At 64.9% G+C, this 17,963-nt stretch carries 16 protein-coding genes; 9 read left to right on the forward strand and 7 right to left on the reverse strand.

What is annotated here, in order from left to right; genetic code table 11:
• The 3 genes from A9975_RS01815 to prpF all read left to right on the forward strand — a co-directional run.
• On the forward strand, positions 1–300 hold a 300-nt coding region (locus A9975_RS01815), incomplete at its 5' end, for a citrate/2-methylcitrate synthase (protein ID WP_304523837.1).
• Between the two features lie 110 nt (positions 301–410).
• Positions 411–3,008, forward strand: a complete 2,598-nt coding sequence (gene acnD, locus A9975_RS01820; RefSeq protein WP_183031149.1) for a Fe/S-dependent 2-methylisocitrate dehydratase AcnD — start codon at positions 411–413, stop codon at positions 3,006–3,008.
• A gap of 80 nt (positions 3,009–3,088) precedes the next feature.
• Complete coding sequence (gene prpF, locus A9975_RS01825) at positions 3,089–4,279, forward strand: 2-methylaconitate cis-trans isomerase PrpF (protein WP_183031150.1); 1,191 nt, start codon at positions 3,089–3,091, stop codon at positions 4,277–4,279.
• A gap of 324 nt (positions 4,280–4,603) precedes the next feature.
• On the opposite strand, the gene A9975_RS01830 is transcribed toward prpF, so the two are convergent.
• Positions 4,604–5,107 (reverse strand): PaaI family thioesterase, encoded by a 504-nt coding sequence (locus tag A9975_RS01830; protein ID WP_183031151.1) that lies wholly within the window; start codon positions 5,105–5,107, stop codon positions 4,604–4,606.
• A 37-nt stretch (positions 5,108–5,144) separates the two neighbouring features.
• Positions 5,145–5,582: a PaaI family thioesterase gene (locus A9975_RS01835; RefSeq protein WP_183031152.1), complete on the reverse strand. Its 438-nt coding sequence runs from the start codon at positions 5,580–5,582 to the stop codon at positions 5,145–5,147.
• A 120-nt stretch (positions 5,583–5,702) separates the two neighbouring features.
• On the opposite strand from A9975_RS01835, the gene A9975_RS01840 reads away from it, so the two are divergent.
• The gene (locus tag A9975_RS01840) at positions 5,703–6,305 is read left to right on the forward strand and encodes a TetR/AcrR family transcriptional regulator (RefSeq protein ID WP_183031153.1); all 603 of its coding nucleotides are present in this window, start codon (positions 5,703–5,705) and stop codon (positions 6,303–6,305) included.
• A gap of 267 nt (positions 6,306–6,572) precedes the next feature.
• Here the strand turns inward: A9975_RS01840 and A9975_RS01845 are convergent, their stop codons facing one another.
• A complete protein-coding gene (locus A9975_RS01845; protein ID WP_370563681.1) occupies positions 6,573–7,280 on the reverse strand; it encodes a FadR/GntR family transcriptional regulator in 708 nt (235 codons plus the stop codon).
• 376 nt (positions 7,281–7,656) lie between these two features.
• On the opposite strand from A9975_RS01845, the gene A9975_RS01850 reads away from it, so the two are divergent.
• The 3 genes from A9975_RS01850 (at position 7,657) to A9975_RS01860 (ending at position 11,234) form a co-directional block, all read left to right on the forward strand.
• The gene (locus A9975_RS01850; RefSeq protein WP_183031154.1) at positions 7,657–8,475 is read left to right on the forward strand and encodes an NAD(P)-dependent oxidoreductase; all 819 of its coding nucleotides are present in this window, start codon (positions 7,657–7,659) and stop codon (positions 8,473–8,475) included.
• Positions 8,476–8,644: 169 nt separating this feature from the next.
• The gene (locus tag A9975_RS01855; RefSeq protein ID WP_183031337.1) at positions 8,645–9,943 is read left to right on the forward strand and encodes an MFS transporter; all 1,299 of its coding nucleotides are present in this window, start codon (positions 8,645–8,647) and stop codon (positions 9,941–9,943) included.
• A 202-nt stretch (positions 9,944–10,145) separates the two neighbouring features.
• Positions 10,146–11,234, forward strand: coding sequence for a porin (locus A9975_RS01860; protein WP_183031155.1), 1,089 nt, complete (start codon positions 10,146–10,148; stop codon positions 11,232–11,234).
• Between the two features lie 54 nt (positions 11,235–11,288).
• Here the strand turns inward: A9975_RS01860 and A9975_RS01865 are convergent, their stop codons facing one another.
• Complete coding sequence (locus A9975_RS01865) at positions 11,289–11,783, reverse strand: PaaI family thioesterase (RefSeq protein ID WP_183031338.1); 495 nt, start codon at positions 11,781–11,783, stop codon at positions 11,289–11,291.
• 156 nt (positions 11,784–11,939) lie between these two features.
• Here A9975_RS01865 and A9975_RS38480 point away from each other — a divergent pair, with 156 nt between their 5' ends.
• Positions 11,940–12,230 carry a DUF1289 domain-containing protein gene (locus A9975_RS38480; RefSeq protein WP_370563684.1) on the forward strand — a complete coding sequence of 97 codons (291 nt, stop codon included), beginning with the start codon at positions 11,940–11,942 and terminating at the stop codon, positions 12,228–12,230.
• A 46-nt stretch (positions 12,231–12,276) separates the two neighbouring features.
• Here the strand turns inward: A9975_RS38480 and A9975_RS01875 are convergent, their stop codons facing one another.
• The 3 genes from A9975_RS01875 to A9975_RS01885 form a co-directional block, all read right to left on the reverse strand.
• Complete coding sequence (locus A9975_RS01875) at positions 12,277–12,984, reverse strand: MOSC domain-containing protein (protein ID WP_183031156.1); 708 nt, start codon at positions 12,982–12,984, stop codon at positions 12,277–12,279.
• Positions 12,981–15,443 carry a penicillin acylase family protein gene (locus tag A9975_RS01880; RefSeq protein WP_183031157.1) on the reverse strand — a complete coding sequence of 821 codons (2,463 nt, stop codon included), beginning with the start codon at positions 15,441–15,443 and terminating at the stop codon, positions 12,981–12,983. Before A9975_RS01880 ends, A9975_RS01875 begins: the two co-directional genes overlap by 4 nt.
• A gap of 237 nt (positions 15,444–15,680) precedes the next feature.
• Positions 15,681–17,114, reverse strand: a complete 1,434-nt coding sequence (locus A9975_RS01885; RefSeq protein ID WP_183031158.1) for an aldehyde dehydrogenase family protein — start codon at positions 17,112–17,114, stop codon at positions 15,681–15,683.
• 191 nt (positions 17,115–17,305) lie between these two features.
• On the opposite strand from A9975_RS01885, the gene A9975_RS01890 reads away from it, so the two are divergent.
• Positions 17,306–17,920, forward strand: coding sequence for a hypothetical protein (locus A9975_RS01890; protein ID WP_183031159.1), 615 nt, complete (start codon positions 17,306–17,308; stop codon positions 17,918–17,920).
• Positions 17,921–17,963 lie beyond the last annotated feature (43 nt).

The following is a 17,963-nucleotide window of genomic DNA, read 5'->3' on the forward strand; positions in this document are numbered from 1 at the left end:
GCGCGGCGCCTGTCCAAGGATGCCGGCTCGATGAAGATGTTCGACATCGCCGAGCGCCTGGAAACCACCATGTGGGACGCCAAGAAGATGTTCCCCAACCTGGACTGGTTCAGCGCGGTGAGCTATCACATGATGGGCGTGCCCACCGCCATGTTCACCCCGCTGTTCGTGATCGCGCGCACCTCGGGCTGGGCTGCGCATATCATCGAGCAACGCATCGACAACAAGATCATCCGCCCCAGCGCCAATTACACCGGGCCGGAAAACCTGAAGTTCGTGCCGATCAAGGATCGCAAGTAATCTAGCCGGCTGCCGGTTTGCTCCCCTGTACCGCCCGTGGGAGAAGGGGGTAGTTGGCCGCAAAGCTGGGCCACTACCCCCTGATCGTTACTCTCTTTCGTCCCTAAAAAATGAACACTGCAAACCGCAAACCGCTGCCCGGCACCCAGCTGGACTTCTTCGACACGCGTGCCGCGGTCGACGCCATCCAGCCGGGCGCGTATGACAAGCTGCCGTACACGTCGCGCGTGCTGGCCGAGAACCTCGTGCGCCGCTGCGACCCGGCTACGCTGACCGATTCCCTCAAGCAGATCATCGAACGCAAGCAGGAACTGGATTTCCCCTGGTTCCCGGCGCGCGTGGTCTGCCATGACATCCTGGGCCAGACCGCGCTGGTCGATCTCGCCGGGCTGCGCGATGCCGTTGCTGCCCAGGGCGGCGACCCGGTCATGGTCAACCCGGTCGTGCCGACACAGCTGGTGGTGGACCACTCGCTGGCCGTCGAGTGCGGCGGTTTCGATCCCGATGCGTTCGCGAAGAACCGCGCCATCGAAGACCGCCGCAACGAAGACCGCTTCGACTTCATCAACTGGACCAAGAAGGCCTTCAAGAACGTCGACGTGATTCCGCCGGGCAACGGCATCCTGCACCAGATCAACCTCGAGCGCATGAGCCCGGTGGTGCAGGTGAAAGACGGCGTGGCCTTCCCCGATACGCTGGTCGGCACCGACTCCCACACCCCCATGGTGGACGCGCTGGGCGTGATCGCCATCGGCGTGGGCGGCCTGGAAGCCGAAAGCGTGATGCTGGGCCGCGCGTCCTGGATGCGCCTGCCGGACATCATCGGCGTGGAGCTGACCGGCAGGCCGCAGCCGGGCATCACCGCGACGGACACCGTGCTGGCCCTGACCGAATTCCTGCGCAAGGAAAAGGTCGTGTCGTCCTACCTCGAGTTCTTCGGCGAAGGCACCACCCACCTGACGCTGGGCGACCGCGCCACCATCTCCAACATGGCGCCGGAGTTTGGCTCCACTGCCGCGATGTTCTACATCGATGAGCAGACCATCAAGTACCTCAAGCTCACCGGCCGCGACGATGCGCTGGTCAAGCTGGTGGAAACGTATGCCAAGGAAACCGGCCTCTGGGCGGACAGCCTGAAACAGGCCGAGTACCCGCGCGTGCTCAGGTTCGACCTGTCCACCGTGGTGCGCAACATCGCCGGCCCGTCCAACCCGCACAAGCGCGTGCCCACCTCCGAGCTGGCCGCGCGCGGCATCAGCGGCAAGGTCGAGAACGAGCCCGGCCTGATGCCGGACGGTGCGGTGATCATCGCCGCCGTCACCAGTTGCACCAACACCAACAACCCGCGCAACATGGTGGCCGCCGGGCTACTGGCGCGCAACGCCAACAAGCTCGGCCTCACCCGCAAGCCGTGGGTGAAGAGCTCGCTGGCGCCGGGGTCCAAGGCGGTGACGCTCTACCTGGAAGAAGCCAACCTGCTGCCGGAACTGGAGCAGCTGGGCTTTGGCGTGGTGGCTTATGCCTGCACCTCCTGCAACGGCATGTCCGGTGCGCTGGACCCGGTGATCCAGAAGGAAGTCGTGGAGCGCGACCTGTACGCCACCGCCGTGCTGTCCGGCAACCGCAACTTCGACGGCCGCATCCATCCGTATGCCAAGCAGGCCTTCCTGGCCTCGCCGCCGCTGGTGGTGGCCTACGCCATTGCCGGCACCATCCGCTTCGATATCGAAAAGGACGTGCTGGGCACCGACGCCGACGGCAAGCCGGTGACGCTGAAGGACATCTGGCCGTCCGACGAAGAGATCGACGCGGTGGTTGCCGCCAGCGTGAAGCCAGCGCAGTTCCGCAAGGTCTACGAGCCGATGTTCGCCGTGACCGCAGACACCGGCGAAAAGGCCAACCCGCTGTACGACTGGCGCGAGATGAGCACCTACATCCGCCGCCCGCCCTACTGGGAAGGCGCATTGGCTGGTGAACGCGCGCTCACCGGCATGCGGCCCCTGGCCGTGCTGGGCGACAACATCACCACCGACCACCTGTCGCCGTCCAACGCCATCATGCTCGATAGCGCAGCCGGCGAGTACCTGGCCAAGATGGGCCTGCCGGAGGAAGACTTCAACTCCTACGCGACCCACCGCGGCGACCACCTGACGGCGCAGCGCGCTACCTTTGCCAACCCCACCCTGAAGAACGAAATGGTGGTGGTGGACGGCAAGGTCAAGCCGGGCTCGCTTGCCCGCATCGAGCCAGAGGGCAAGGTTACCCGCATGTGGGAAGCCATCGAGACCTACATGGCCCGCAAGCAGCCGCTGATCGTTGTGGCCGGCGCCGACTACGGCCAGGGCTCCTCGCGCGACTGGGCCGCCAAGGGCGTGCGCCTGGCCGGCGTGGAAGCGATCGTGGCCGAAGGCTTCGAGCGCATCCACCGCACCAACCTGGTCGGCATGGGCGTGCTGCCGCTGGAGTTCAAGCCTGGTGTCAACCGCACCACGCTGGGCATCGACGGCACCGAGACCTACGACGTGATCGGCGAACGCACGCCGCGCTGCGACCTCACCCTGGTGATTCATCGCAAGAACGGCGAGCGCGTGGAAGTGCCGGTGACCTGCCGCCTCGATACGGCGGAAGAAGTGTCGATCTACGAAGCCGGCGGCGTGCTGCAGCGCTTCGCGCAGGACTTCCTCGAATCGTCGAAGGCCGCTGCGTAAGCGCGCGCAGGCGCATCGACCAGCAACGTGTTCGGGCGGTATGGCGACGTACCGCCCGCTTTCATCAGGACGAATTTTCCATGGCCCACGTACCCCAGATCAAGATCCCCGCCACCTACATCCGTGGTGGGACCAGCAAAGGCGTGTTCTTCCGCCTGCAGGATCTGCCCGAAGCCGCGCAGGTGCCGGGCGCCGCCCGCGACGCGCTGCTGATGCGCGTCATCGGCAGCCCCGATCCCTATGGCAAGCAGATCGACGGCATGGGTGCCGCTACCTCCAGCACCAGCAAGACCGTCATCCTCTCAAAAAGCAGCAAGCCCGATCACGACGTCGACTACCTGTTCGGCCAGGTATCGATCGACCAGCCGTTTGTCGACTGGAGCGGCAACTGCGGCAACCTCTCCGCCGCCGTCGGCCCATTCGCCATCAGTGCCGGCCTGGTCGACCCCAGCCGCATCCCGCACAACGGCGTGGCCATCGTGCGCATCTGGCAGGCCAATATCGGCAAGACCATCATCGGGCACGTACCCATCACCAATGGCGCCGTGCAGGAAACCGGTGACTTCGAGCTGGACGGCGTGACCTTCCCCGCAGCCGAAGTCCAGCTCGAGTTCATGGATCCCGCAGCCGAGGAAGACGGCGCCGGCGGCGCCATGTTCCCCACCGGAAACCTGATCGACGATCTCGAGGTTCCCGGCGTTGGCACGCTGAAGGCCACCATGATCAATGCGGGCATTCCGACCATCTTCCTGGACGCGGAATCCATCGGCTACAAAGGCACCGAGCTGCAGGACGCCATCAACGGCGACCCCAAGGCGCTGGCGATGTTCGAGACCATTCGCGCCCACGGCGCGGTGCGCATGGGCCTGATCAAACATATCGATGAGGCCGCCACCCGGCAGCACACGCCGAAGGTCGCCTTTGTCGCCAAGCCGGCCGACTACGTGGCCTCCAGCGGCAAACAGGTTGCCGCCGGCGACGTCGACCTGCTCGTGCGCGCCTTGTCCATGGGCAAGCTGCATCACGCCATGATGGGCACGGCCGCGGTCGCCATCGGCACCGCGGCGGCGATCACCGGCACACTGGTGAACCTGGCTGCCGGCGGTGGCGAACGCAACGCAGTGCGCTTCGGCCATCCCTCGGGCACCTTGCGGGTGGGCGCGCAAGCTAGCCAGGTCGACGGCGAATGGACCGTGACCAAGGCCATCATGAGCCGCAGCGCCCGGGTGCTGATGGAAGGATGGGTGCGCGTGCCCGGCGACGCGTTCTGAGGCACGCTGACGTGGCGGCATGGGTTTCGCGCTGGATTGATTGCGCCCGCCACCGGGACTATCCCGATGCTGCCGCTATCTGCAACGATCGCCAGAGTGGAGCAGCCTCTCCCGCCCTGTCCGCGCCGCTCGAATGGCAGTCCGGTCGCGTAGCGAGCGGACTGCCATTTTCCATTCAAGCCTTACCTCTCGCCCTGCAGGCTTGCCTGGCTTGCCGAAGCCGGACGTGGGTCAAATTGCGGTATCCCATGAGGCGGCACCGGTTGGGTCGTAGGGCGAAAATAGCTGGCCGTTAATTGCACTAATGATGTCGAGCCAGGGATCTCAATCGTGCGGCGCAGGTGGCTTGGCGGTCTGTGGCTCGACAGGCACGAAGATAACCTCGCCCGAGGCCACCAGCCGAAGCTCGCCGCCGGTCTGCTCCGCGAACACTTCCGCCCTGGCAAACACCTGCCGCTTGCCTGCCTTGGTCACGCTGGCCCGCGCCACGAACGCCTGCCCTACGGCCGGCGCCATGCAGTTCACCGAATAGTGGGAAGCCATCACCGGCCCCCCTACCGTCGTGGCCGCGAATCCACAGGCGGTATCGACCAGGGCGCCGATCACGCCCGCATGGAGAAATCCCGCGTATTGCGTGGCTTGCTCGTGCCATGCCATGCGCAGTTCCGCTGCCCCGCCCTGCGCGCTGATCACCTCGAAGCCCAGCCACCGGTTGAATGCGGCGGTCTGGTTGACACGCTTGACCGTGTCCAGCGAATAGGCGCCGTTGGTGGTTGCGCTGGCGGTCGCATTGGTGGTCGCGTTAGTGCTGCTCGTATCTGCTGTCATTGCATTACCCTGCCTGATTGAGATCCACGGAAAAAACTCACTGCATGGCCCGGAACGTCGCGTTGGCCCTGGCGCAAGCCACGCCGTCGGCGGTGACGAAAGCCTGGGCAAAGCACAGCGTGCCGCCGACCTTGGTGAATGACGTTTCGAACATCAGCCACTGCCCGATCCTTGCGACATTGAGGAAGTCGATCGACAGGTTCACGGTGACCAGGCTGCGCGGCTCGGTAAATTGCATGCCGCACGACAGCCCCATGGCGTTGTCCGCCAGGGCCGTGATCAGCCCGCCATGGGCAAATCCGCGTGCGTTGGTGTGGGCCTGGGCTAGCTTCACCGCCAGCACGATGGCCTGGTCCGAGCGCCTCGAGTACAGCGGCTCCCAGGGATCGGTCAGCGGACTATGGCGGAAATGTGGCGCGAAGCCGGCCGGAAGGTCGGCGGGAAGGTCGGCATGTTCGGCCGCGGCGCTGGTCATTGTGGTGTCTCCTGGTCGTATCGTTGAGGCTGTGATGGTTCAACCACTATTTTTAATGTAGACCAGTCTATATAATTCCAGGAGGATATCAACCCCTCCAACGACCGAGGACTTCATCACATGGCCGCTCAAGCCAAACATCGCGACAAGATCGTCCGCGCCGCCGCCGTGCTCTTTCGCCGGTATGGCTACGCCGCCAGCGGCACCAATGACATCGTTGCACTGAGCGGTGCGCCAAAAGGCTCGCTCTACCACTACTTCCCGAAAGGTAAGGAGCAAATCGCCGAGGAAGTCATCGTGTACGCCGGCGAACTGGTGCGTGCGACGCTCACGCAGCTATGCGCGGAGCACGACTCGCCGGGGGCGATCGTGCGGGCCTATGGCGTCTTGATGGCCGGCTGGATGGCCCAGTCCGACTATCGTGACGGCTGCCCGATCTCCACCATCCTGCTGGAAATCGCCCCGGAAGCCGAGGGCGTGGCGGCAGCGGGCAATGCGGCCTTTGCCGCATGGGAAGCCGTGCTGGCCGATGCCTTCGCGGTGCGGGGGATCCCATGGGTGCGCGCCACCGAGCTCGCCGGCCTGGTGATCTGCGGCTGGCAAGGGGCACTGACGCTTGCCAAAGTGGCCAGGAGCGGCCAGCCAATCCGGCGCGCGGTGGATGAGCTAGCGCGACAACTCGACGCCGAGCCGCGGAACATCGCCCTAGGCCAGCCCGGCTGATACGGCCTGCGCGATCAGTACGGCATCCCCAAGCCCGAGACGCATGACGTCCTACAACACAAAGCGTATCGCGAACTCATTTGTACCGGTCCGCCACGTGAGATTGGTGCTAAAGCATCATGTGTCGTGACAGCGCCTACGAAAGACGGTCAAGCAATTGGACTTAGGCAAAGTTGCCATACAACTTTGAGCAAGCGCGTGCCCAAGCCTGGGGCGGTACCGCCCTACCGCACCTGGACAGGACCCGCGCCGGCTCACGACGATGAATCAGGCACCCTCGAAGATTCGACGCCTTGCATTCTCGATATGCCGGCGCATCGCGATCGAGGCTTGAGTCGGTGACCGCTGCACGATAGCCTCGATGATCGCCAGATGCTCGGCCTGGACCTGCTCGAAGCGCGTGGGATTGCGCGTCTGCCCCAGGTTACGGGCCAGTTCCATGCACTGGCGAATCGGGCCGAGCGCATGCTCGACCGTGGGCACGAAGAAAGGATTGTGAGATGCCCGCGCAATGGCCAGATGCAACTGCAGATCCTCCTCCACGCCCGACATCTCGCTGTCCTGCGTGCGGTCCAGCGCGGCATAGGCGGCGCGAATGGCGTCGATGTCCGCATCGGTGCGCATCTGCGCTGAAATCTCAGCCACGCCGACTTCCACACAAAGGCGAAATGCATAGTAGTGCTCGATGTCGGCGATGCTGGAGATCTGGGGAGTGACCGGCTGCCCGCGTACCGGCATGCGCTGGATATAGCTTCCGGATCCCCGCCGCGAGACCACGATGCCTTCGGATCGCAAGCGCGACAGCGCCTCGCGTACGGTTGTCCGGGATACCGCATAACGGCTGGCCAGATCGGCTTCCGTCGGTAGCTTCTGGTCCGCGGAAAACTCTCCCCGCAGGATCGCTCCGATGATCAGCTTGCAAACCTGCTCCGAAAGACTGGTGCTGTCGGTTGCCGTCAATACCAATTCGTCCACACCTTGCTCCTGCTGCTCCGCCGGTTGGCCGGCGTATGGGTTGTTGCGCAAGCTGTCAGACTAACATACCGCATGCGTGGTCCATCAACAGTTCGGCACGCCAATTCACTTTTGAAATATGGCCATTAAGCCATCTTCATCCCGGGGTAAACCCGATTTCCAGATCGTTATCGTTGACAAGCCTTTGAAATCCTAAGAAAGTTGTCCTACTTTGAATGCGCTTGTCGGACAAATAAACTCAATCCATGTTGTATGACGTCCCATGAATGATTGAGAGGCCGGTTCAACTGGCACTCTCCACGGGATCAGAGCACGAGCGCTCCATACGCCAGGCCAAACCAAACAAACAAACCAAACAAGACGGAGTTTTCATATCGTGACCAAGATTGCATTAAGCGGCGCCGGTGGCCAGTTGGGCACCGTGCTGCGGACCGCCCTGCTGGCGCGAGGCTATGACCTGCGTTCGTCGGGCAACTCGCAGTCACTCGCGCCGGTCGCCGAGGGCGAAGAGGTAATGCGTGGCGACTTGCGCGACCCGGCCGTGGTCGACCGCCTGCTGGACGGTGTCGACGTGCTGATTCACATGGCTGGAACGAGTGTCGAGCGCCCCCTGCCGGAGATCATCGACAACAACCTGCGGGCGCTCGTTGAAGTCTATGAGGGCGCGCGGCGCCAGAAAGTCGGCCGCATCGTGTTCGCGAGCTCCAATCACGCGATCGGCATGTATCCGGTGGACCAACAACTCTCGACCGACTGCGCGTTTCGCCCGGATGGCTTTTACGGCTTGAGCAAGATGTGGGGCGAAGGGCTCGCCCGTCTTTACTGGGACAAGCACGGCATCGAGAGCGTCTGCGTGCGCATCGGCAGCTGCGTGGAAAGACCGCAAGAGTTTCGGCATCTGAGTACCTGGCTCGGACACGAAGATCTCGTGCATCTCATCGAGCAGAGCATCGCGGTTCCTGACCTTGGCTTCCTCGTCGTGTGGGGCGTCTCCGCCAATGCGCGCAGCTGCTGGAACAACGCTGGCGCGGCGCGCCTGCACTACCAGCCCAAACAGAATGCCGAAGATTTCGCCGAAGAGATTCTCGCCGGCCCGAACCCGCTCGATGCCATCGGCCGCCAGTACCAGGGCGGCAGTTTTGCGAGCATCGATTTCACGCCAGAGGCACAGCGGCATGGCGGCGCGCGCAGGTAGCGCGTAAGCCAAGAGGCTTGATTTCCAACCGATGCCCCACGCCGAGGATCAATGGCCGCTTGCTTTGGCCGCCTGACCCGCGTGGATTGGCCCTGGGGCCAGCCAGGATCGAGAACGACGTAGAGCGGCACACGGCTTTGCCGCGAATCCATAAATACAAGGAGACATGATGAAACACATAAAGGGCATGCGCTGGTGGATGGTCAGCCTGGTCACGATGGGCCTGATCGTCAACTACCTGGCGCGCAATACGCTATCCGTTGCCGCACCGACGATGATGTCGGAGCTGCATATGACGACCCAGCAGTACTCCTATGTGGTCGTGGCCTGGCAGGTCTGCTACGCCATGATGCAGCCGGTCGCCGGCCTGGTACTGGACGCCATCGGCACCAAAATCGGCTTTGGCATCTTTGCGCTGGCGTGGTCGCTGGCATGCGCCGCCGCCGCATTGGCCTCAGGCTGGCAAGGCCTGGCGTTCTTTCGCGGCTTGCTTGGCCTGGCCGAAGCCGCCGGCATCCCCGGTGGCGTAAAGGCAACGACGGAATGGTTCCCCGCCAAGGAACGCTCGATCGCCATCGGCTGGTTCAACATTGGCTCGTCGATCGGCGCGCTGTGCGCCCCGCCGCTGGTCGTGTGGACAATCCTGAACGGCGGCTGGCAACGGGCCTTCATCATCGTCGGCGCGCTGGGCGTCGCATGGACCGTACTGTGGATGCTTTGCTACAAGCATCCGAAGAATCAGCAGCGCCTGTCGGACCAGGAACGCGAATACATCCTTGCCGGCCAGGAGGCGCAGCACAAGGATGCCAACGTGGCCAAGGCAAGCTGGCTCGAGATCATGCGCAGCCGGAATTTCTGGTCGATCGCGATTCCCCGTTTCCTGTCGGAGCCGGCCTGGCAAACCTTCAACGCCTGGATTCCGCTTTACATGGCAACCGAGCGCCATATGAACATCAAGGAGATCGCGATGTTCGCATGGCTGCCCTTCCTTGCCGCCGACATCGGCTGCGTGCTGGGGGGCTATCTCAGCCCGTGGTTCCACAAGCACCTCAAGGTGTCGCTGTTTACCTCGCGCAAGCTGGTCATGCTGGTCGGCTGCCTGGCGATGATCGGTCCGGCCTGTGTTGGCCTGGTGGACAGCCCATACAGCGCCATCGCGCTGTTGTGCGTCGGCGGCTTCGCCCACCAGACCTTGTCGGGCGCGCTCTACTCGATCACGTCCGACGCGTTCGGCAAGAACGAAGTGGCGACAGCCACCGGCCTGGCCGGCATGAGCGGCTACCTGGGCGCGACCCTGTTCACGCTGCTGTTCGGCATCGCCGTCACGCATATCGGCTACAGCCCGCTGTTCGTCCTGCTGGCAGTGTTCGACCTGATCGCCGCCGCCATCGTCTTCCTGATGGCGCGTGAACGCGCTGCGCCCGGCGCGGCGGCTGCCAACCTCGGCTCCCCCGCACTCCACTCCTGACACCTGACGAAACACAGGCCGCGTCAAGCCTGCCGGGCCCGAACGCACGCGCGTTCGTGGCCCAGGCGAAGTGCTGCCCGCGATTGGCGGATGCACGCCCACCGGCACGGCGCACGGATTGCGTGCTCGCGATTGTGCAAGAACATCGGCACGGGACCAGCCGTGCTCGAAAAATCCAAGAACCTTAAAGGAGATCGTTGAAATGAGAATGAAATTGCTTGCGGCCACAATGGCTGCCCTGGCCGCTGGCGGCGCAAATGCTCAGTCGAGCGTGACGCTGTATGGCGTGGCGGATGCCGGCCTCGAATACACGAACAAATCCTCCGCGACAGCCGCCGGCGCTCCCGGCGGCAACGCTTATCGCTTGACCTCGGGCAATCAGTCCGGCTCGCGTTGGGGCATGCGCGGCGTCGAGGATATCGGCGGCGGCCTGAAGGGCATCTTTGTACTGGAAAGCGGCGTGAACTTCGACACCGGCTCGTCGGGGCAAGGTAGCCGCCTCTTCGGCCGTGCAGCCTATGTCGGCCTGCAGAGCCCGTACGGCACGTTCACCCTGGGCCGCCACACGACCCCGTTCTTCGACTTCGGCCTGCTCTACGATCCGATGGCGATCTCGACACGCTATGGCATTACCTCGACCGCGCCGGAATTTGGCTCGCGCGCCGACAACAGTGGCAAGTACATCGGCACGTTCGGCGGCCTGACCGTGTCCGGTCTCTATAGCTTCACCAACAATGGCAACGAAGTGGCGGGAGCATTCACCAGCGGCCGCGAATACAGCTTCCTGGCCAGCTACGCGGCGGGTCCCTTCGCGGTGGGCGCGGCTTATGACCAGGCGAACAACACCGGTGCCGCCAGTGCGCAGATGATTCGCCGTGCCACCGCGGCTGGCTCGTACACGCTGGGCGCTGCCAAGGCATTCCTGGGCTACCGCTGGGCCAAGGCTTACAACGGCGCCTCGCTGCCCGGCGGCCAGCTCACCAACGGCGGGTCGAACCTGTACTGGGCAGGCCTGGCCTACCAGCTGACCCCGGCATTCTCGCTGACGGGCGCCGCGTACTACCAGGACTTCCGCAATAGCGGTGCCGACCCTTGGGACTTTGTCGCCACGGCGGACTACGCCTTGTCCAAGCGCACCGACCTTTACGCTTCCCTGTCCTACGTCAAGAACAAGGGCAACTCGAACCTGAGCGTAAACGGCTTCAACAATAGCAGCGCGACCGACAGTGCATACGTTCAGGCTGGCGCGAACCAGTTTGGCGCGACGCTCGGCATTCGCCACAAGTTCTGATCCGGTGCGAGCCGCCGGCATCCTGACCGATGCCGGCGTGGCGGCGGCGCCAATTCAGGCCGTTCCCTCTCTCAGGAACAAAGTGCTGCTCATCAAGGCCTTGGCCACCAGTTCAACCTGGTTCTCCCCTTGGGCATAGACCGAGACCTCGGTCACCACCTGGCGGCGCCCTCGCCGCACCACGCTGGCAACCGCGCGCAGGTTGGCCGCGCGGGCCGCTTCGAGATACTGGATATTCAGCGAATTGGTGGCGCCGCCGCGCAGGCTGCCGGCATCGGCGCCGGAAGCCGCCGCCGCCGCGCCCGCCACGTCGATCAGCGTGGCGATCACGCCGCCGTGCACGATCTCGCCGACCGTCACGTTGGCGGCCCGGAACGGCAGTTGCAATTCCACCTGGTCCACCGCCAGCACATCTAGCGTGATGCCCAGGGCGCGGGCCACGGGCGAGCCCATCAGCACCTGCTCGACGGTATGGCGGATACGGGGGTCGACAGCCGGTGTGGCGGCGGCGCTCGCGGCGCTGGACAAGGCAGGAATCAGGGACAGCATCATGGGCTCCTCGGGGTGACCGGTACGATCAGGCTGGCTCCAGCGTAAGCGCTGCGGCGGCGCCGCTCAATTACCTCCCGCGTCATCAACCGGCGGCCAGGGCCGGCGCAGCCAGCCGTTTATAATGAGCGCCCATCCGCCCCGCCACCCAGCCGCATGCCGTCAAACCCGCAAGACCCCAGCCAATCCGCCCAGCAAACCGATGGGCAGCCGGAGTCACAGCCGGAGTCACAACCGAATTCACCGCGCGGCGACGAAAGCCTGTTCGACCGCCCGGACAGCCCGTGCATCGGCATCTGCTCGACCTTGTTCGACGAGATCTGCCAGGGTTGCGGGCGCAGCGCCATGGAAGTCAGCAATTGGGTCTTCATGGACGACGCGGAAAAACTGGCCGTGTGGGAACGCATCACGCGCGAGGGCAAAGGCAAGCGCTTCCGCCAGGGCTGAGCCAGGGCCGAAACTTCCGCCCACGGTGGCAGGCTCAGGCTTTGGCTCAACCGCCTGCCAGCCGCCGCTCCATATCCTCCACCTCCCGCCGCTCGAGCCGCTGGCGCGCCAGCTTGCGCCAGTTCTCGGCCAATGCCGGCAGCGCCGCCATGGCGAACAAGGCGCCCGCATCCAGCCGATCCACATAGAGCACGTGCAGCAGCCGCTGCAAGCTCCAGTCCGGATACGGCCGCTCGACTAGCACCAGGCTGTCGCCCCGCTCCAGGCCGCCCTCTTCCAGCACCCGGTAGTACCAGCCTGTGCGCAGGCTTTGCTGGACCGCGCGCGCCATGCCGGCGTGCCCGAAGCGATGGTTCAGCTTCCAGCATGGCTGGCGTGCCTGCGACACCTCGACCAAGGCCCTGCCCAGGCGAAAACGATCGCCAATGCAGACATCGGCCTCGGTCAGGCCAGCAGTGCTCACGTTCTCGCCAAACGCGCCGGGCCGTGCCAGGACCTCGGCCGCCTGCGTAGATAGCGGCGAAAGTTCTTCGCGCCAGGCCGGATAGTGATTGAAGGCGTAGGGGTGGATGGCCTTTTCGGGGCCGCCATGGTGCTTGGGGTCTCCCTGCCCGTCTCCGGCCAAACCCAGCACGGTGACGCGCACCGCCCCGTCCACCGCCTGCTTGTCGATGCCGCTAGGCACACCCTTGGGCCCAAACGGGCGCACAGTGCCCAGCAACACGCAATCAATGGGAATGGCCACCTCGGTCATCGCTTGCCGGCCGGTTGCAACACCAGCGTGTCGAAGGCCTCGTTGCCCGGCGCGCGGCGGCCCGGCGCCATGGTGATGTACTGCACCGCGGCCCACTTGTCGGTCCAGTCGCGGTAATGGGTCGACGTCACGTTGCCCGATTGCCCGGTCGAATCCATGAAGCGCGACTCGGCCAGGTCTGACAAGTCGTAGATGGCACGCAGGCTGGCCGCGTGCACGCTCTCGAACGGCGCCGCCTCGTCGCGCAGGTTGTGGCGCCCCACGTTGACCGTATAGGTGTCGCCGCCACTGGGTACCTTGACGTTGAACAAACCCGCCAGGTAAGGCTGCTTGCCGAACGGCTTGTGCTCGGAGCGGGCCGCATGCGCCTGGCCCCAGCGCCAGCGCTCAGGCTTGTCGCCGTAGCGCCGGTCCAGGTCGGCAATGGCGAGGCGCCAGGCTTTGGCGATGGCATCGTCGCAGCTCTCCGTTGCCGGGGTCGTGCTGTCGTCGCACCAGAACGCGCCCTGCCCCCGCGGATTGCGCAATACGTTGAGCATGGGCTGCTGCACGTTGCGCTGCTCCCACAGGCGGTTGAACAGCGGATCTCCGACCTTGTCCTCGAACAGCACGCGCGACAGCTCGCGCAGCCATGCGGTTGCGACCAGCGGCTCGGACAGCCTGGGCTGCATATCGCCATCCCATTTGCGCAGCGATGCGATCAGCGCGCGCTCGCGCTCCGGCAGTGCCGGGTCGCTGGCGATGGGAGATGCCAGCAGCAGCGGCAAGGCATCGCGCACGGCGAGCGAGAGCGTGTCTTTCTGGATCGCGCCAAAACTGTCCATGGTGTGCCGCTCGGTGGCGTCGATCAGCGTGCGGATGCGCTGGTAGCGATACGGGACGGTCCATTCGCTGGTCAGGAAGTAAGGGTAGTCGTCCTCGACGATCTTCTGGTTGGCGGTGGCGATCACGCCCTCGGGGGGATTGAAGCTGCGCGGCAATTGCTCGAAGGGGATGAAGCCGCTCCAGTCGTAGCGCGCGTCCCAGCCGGGGGCCGGTGCCAGCCCCTTCAGGTCATTGTCGGCGCGGCGCAGCGGCACGCGGCCCGGCGCGATAAAGCCGATGTTGCCATCGACATCGGCGTAGACGATATTCTGCTGCGGCGAATGGAAATCGCGCATCGCCGCCAGGAAGCTGGCCCAGTCGGTGGCGCGGTTCAGCGCCAGCCCGGCCTGCACGGTCCGGTCGTCGGCACGCAGCGCGGTCCACTGGAAGGCCACCACGTACTGTGCGCCGAGCGGGGCCGCGGCGGTCGCCACCGGCTCGGCCACATCCGAGATCACCGGGCCGTGGCGCGTCTCGCGCACGTTCAGCGTCACGTCGGGCGCGCCCTTGACGTGGATGGTCTCGGTGCGCGTGACGAACTCAGCCCAGCCGTCCGGCGTCTGGTAGCGCTGCGTGCTGCCAGGCTGCAAGCGCTCGATATAGAGATCCTGCACGTCCGGCGCGGTATTGGTGAAGCCCCAGGCGATGCGCTGGTTATGCCCGAGCACCACCCCCGGCATACCGGGCAGCGTGGCGCCCGTGACATCCAGCCCGGGAGCCTGCATCTGGGCAAAGTACCACAGCGCCGGCGCCTGCAGCCCAAGGTGCGGGTCATTGGCCAGCAGCGGCTTGCCCGAACGGGTATGGGCGCCCGATACCACCCAGTTGTTCGAGCCCATGCCTTCCACATAGCCTGCCGGCGCCTGCTGCTCGACGCGCGCCATGGCCGTGGCCAGCGGCGCCAGGTGCCGGTAGAGATTGCCGTAGTCCATGGTGCGCAGCGGCCGTTCGCCAGGATAAGGCGCCAGCAGCTCGTTGATGCGCGACACGGGCAGCACCTGCGCCAGCCGCATGCGCAACGTCTCCTGGGTCCAGTTGCCACCCAGGTCCCACGCCATCATGGTCTGCCAGGCCAGCGTATCGGCCGGCTCCCAGCGCTCGGGCTGGGTACGCAAGATCAGGAACTCCGGCGGCAACGGCCCCTTGCGGCCATCGATATAGGCATTCACGCCTTCGGCATAGGCCTGCAACATGGCCCGTGTCTCGGCGGAGGATTGGGCCAGGATGGCTTCGGCGTTGCGCCGCACGCCCAAGGTACGCAGGAAACGGTCGGTATCCAGCGCGCTCGGTCCCAGGATTTCCGCCAGCCGGCCGGACACGATGCGCTTGCTCATCTGCAACTGCCACAGCCGATCCTGCGCATGGACGAAGCCGAGCGCAAAGTAGGCATCCTGTGCGTTGGCCGCCTTGATATGCGGCACGGCATGGCGGTCCCGGACGATCGATACGCTCTCGCGCAAGCCGGGCAGCTTCAGCGTGCCCGCGGTCTGCGGCTGCGATGCCTGGCGATACCAGACATAAGCGCCAAACGCGCAGACCAGCAGCAGCACCGCCAGCGTCAATACCAGCCAGATCAGCCGTTTCAACCAACGCATCGATCCCTCTCCCCGCGTGGCGTGTCGCGCCCGCGCTTTTATTTATGTTTTTGGTCCCATGCCTCTTGCCCCGTCCGCAGGTCCGCGCGCAGGTCCGCGCTCAGTCCGGCTTTCCGGTCAATGGCACTCCGGCATTATCGCCGAATCATGCGTGCAGCCAACGTGAATCGAGCCAGCGAACCCACCCATGAAAAATGCCCGGACCAGCCGGGCATTTTTCCTCGCGAGCCGCCGGCCTCAGGCAGCCGGCTTCTTCATCTGCAGCGACTTGTACTCGAGGAATTCCTCGAGCCCGTATTTGCCGGCCTCACGCCCGTTGCCGGACTGCTTGTAGCCGCCAAACGGCGCCTGCATGTTGAACGGGCCACCGTTGATGTCGACCTGGCCGGTGCGGATCCGGCGCGCCACGCGGATGGCGCGCGCCTCGTCGCCCGACCACACGCCGCCGCCCAGCCCGTAGATGCTGTCGTTGGCGATGCGCACGGCATCTTCCTCGGTGTCGTAGCAGATGATCGACAGCACCGGGCCGAAGATCTCTTCCTGCGCCACCGTGGCCTTGGGATCGACATTGCCCAGCACCGTCGGCTTGACGAAGAAGCCCTTGTCCAGCCCTTCGGGCGCCTCTGGGCCACCTGCAACCAGCTCGGCGCCTTCGTTGATGCCGCGCTGGATATAGCCGGTCACGCGGTCCTTCTGCGCGGCCGAGATCAGCGGGCCAAGGCGGCTGGTTTCCAGCAACGGGTCGCCCACGGTATAGCCCTCGACCACCTTCTTGGCAATGGCCTTGACCTCGTCGTAGCGCGCGCGCGGCACCAGCATGCGGGTATGCGCCGAGCAGGTCTGCCCGGAGTTGAGGAAACAGGCGCCCACGGTACCCTTGACCGCGGCAGCCAGGTCCGCGTCGTCCAGGATCACCGAAGCAGACTTGCCGCCCAGCTCCAGCGCCACACGCTTGACGCTCTGCGCGCCCAGCTCGGACACCCGCTTGCCAGCGCGCGTGGAACCCGTGAACGACACCATGTCGACTTCCGGGTGACTGGCCAGTACCTCGCCAACCACCGGACCGTAGCCGGTGACCAGGTTGAATACGCCCGGTGGCAGCCCGGCGGCTTCGATCACTTCTGCCAGCACGAAGGCATTGAGCGGCGCCACTTCGGACGGCTTGAGCACCACCGTGCAGCCCGCAGCCAGCGCCGGCGCCACTTTCAGCGTGATCTGGTTGAGCGGGTAGTTCCACGGCGTAATGGCCGCGACCACCCCCACCGGCTCCCGCACCACCAGGGAATTGCCGACTTCTTCCTCGAACGCGAAGGTCTCGAGCAGCTTGGCGGCCTGCGCCCAGTTGTAGACCGGGCCGCCCACCTGAATGGCGCGCGCCATCTTGATCGGCATGCCGACTTCGCCAGCGATCAGTTGCGCCAGTTCCTCGCTGCGCGCCTTCAGGCCCTCGGCAATCTTGCGGATATAGTCCGCGCGCACGCTGGGTGGCGTGGCCGACCAGCTGTCGAAAGCGGCTCGCGCCGCCTGGATGGCATCCTCGGCGTCGCGTGCGTGGCCCTCGGGGATGCGGCCCATGACGGCTTCGGTCGTGGAGTGGATGACGTTGATCAGGCCGGTACCGTGCGGGGCAACCCACTTACCGTTGATAAAGAGTTTGTCTCGTTGTTGCATGGCCACAGTTTTCAGTTGGGTGAATAGGCGGGTGCAAATTTTGTTACTTTTATGGTGCATCACATTGTAGTGCGCTTTAGCGACTCGTTTTTTTGCAGCGCGCCAGCAGCCACAAACAACGTGGCGATAATCGGCACGCAAAGTGCGGTATACCACACAGTGCTGCTCGACCTATAACAACGGAGCGAGACATGACCGACCCGGTTTTTCATAAGACCGAGCAAGGCCAGGACGAAATCCGCACCCGCGCGCGCAAACTGGACCATAAGCTGCGCGCCTTGCTGCTGATCGTCAATGGCGAGCGCCGGCGCAGCGAGCTGCTGGCCCAGACCGGCGGCATGGGCGTCGGGCCGGAGAGCATCGACGCCCTGCTGGCTGCCGGCCTGATCCGCGCGGAGAATGCGCCACAGCCTGCCGCAGTGGCTACCAGCCCCGCAAACCCGCCCGCCAGCGTGGATCGCCATGGCGATGCCAAGGCCGACAGCCTGTTCTCCATGCACAGCATGCGTGGTGCCAATGCGCCGTCATGGGACGACGCCTTGCCTGCGCCGGCCTCCCCGCAACCCGCGGGCGGCACGTACCAGCAGCTTTATCACTTTTATACGGATGTCATCGGCCATCACCTCGGCCTGCGCGGCTACCTGCTGCAAGTCAAGGTGGAAAAGGCCGGCAGCCCGGCGGAACTGGCGGCGCTGCGCGACCCGCTATACAGCGCCCTGCACAAGGCCAAAGGGGAAATTACCGCCGGCGCCATCATCGACCAGCTCGACAAGATGGTGCGCGACGACGGGCATGCATCGGCCTGAGTGGCCGCAATGAGCGGCCGCAATGGATGCCGGCCGCAAAGAC

The organism is Cupriavidus sp. UME77 (assembly GCF_014170355.1).
GTDB lineage: Bacteria > Pseudomonadota > Gammaproteobacteria > Burkholderiales > Burkholderiaceae > Cupriavidus > Cupriavidus basilensis.

Bases quoted from the DNA above. Each gene is read 5' to 3' on its own strand.
- A9975_RS01840 (WP_183031153.1), top strand. From the start codon at position 5,703: ATGGCCGCTCAAGCCAAACATCGCGACAAGATCGTCCGCGCCGCCGCC.
- A9975_RS01885 (WP_183031158.1), bottom strand. From the start codon at position 17,114: ATGCAACAACGAGACAAACTCTTTATCAACGGTAAGTGGGTTGCCCCG.
- acnD (WP_183031149.1), top strand. From the start codon at position 411: ATGAACACTGCAAACCGCAAACCGCTGCCCGGCACCCAGCTGGACTTC.
- prpF (WP_183031150.1), top strand. From the start codon at position 3,089: ATGGCCCACGTACCCCAGATCAAGATCCCCGCCACCTACATCCGTGGT.
- A9975_RS01855 (WP_183031337.1), top strand. From the start codon at position 8,645: ATGAAACACATAAAGGGCATGCGCTGGTGGATGGTCAGCCTGGTCACG.
- A9975_RS01890 (WP_183031159.1), top strand. From the start codon at position 17,306: ATGACCGACCCGGTTTTTCATAAGACCGAGCAAGGCCAGGACGAAATC.
- A9975_RS01835 (WP_183031152.1), bottom strand. From the start codon at position 5,582: ATGACCAGCGCCGCGGCCGAACATGCCGACCTTCCCGCCGACCTTCCG.
- A9975_RS38480 (WP_370563684.1), top strand. From the start codon at position 11,940: ATGCCGTCAAACCCGCAAGACCCCAGCCAATCCGCCCAGCAAACCGAT.
- A9975_RS01865 (WP_183031338.1), bottom strand. From the start codon at position 11,783: ATGCTGTCCCTGATTCCTGCCTTGTCCAGCGCCGCGAGCGCCGCCGCC.
- A9975_RS01875 (WP_183031156.1), bottom strand. From the start codon at position 12,984: ATGACCGAGGTGGCCATTCCCATTGATTGCGTGTTGCTGGGCACTGTG.
- A9975_RS01830 (WP_183031151.1), bottom strand. From the start codon at position 5,107: ATGACAGCAGATACGAGCAGCACTAACGCGACCACCAATGCGACCGCC.
- A9975_RS01860 (WP_183031155.1), top strand. From the start codon at position 10,146: ATGAGAATGAAATTGCTTGCGGCCACAATGGCTGCCCTGGCCGCTGGC.
- A9975_RS01880 (WP_183031157.1), bottom strand. From the start codon at position 15,443: ATGCGTTGGTTGAAACGGCTGATCTGGCTGGTATTGACGCTGGCGGTG.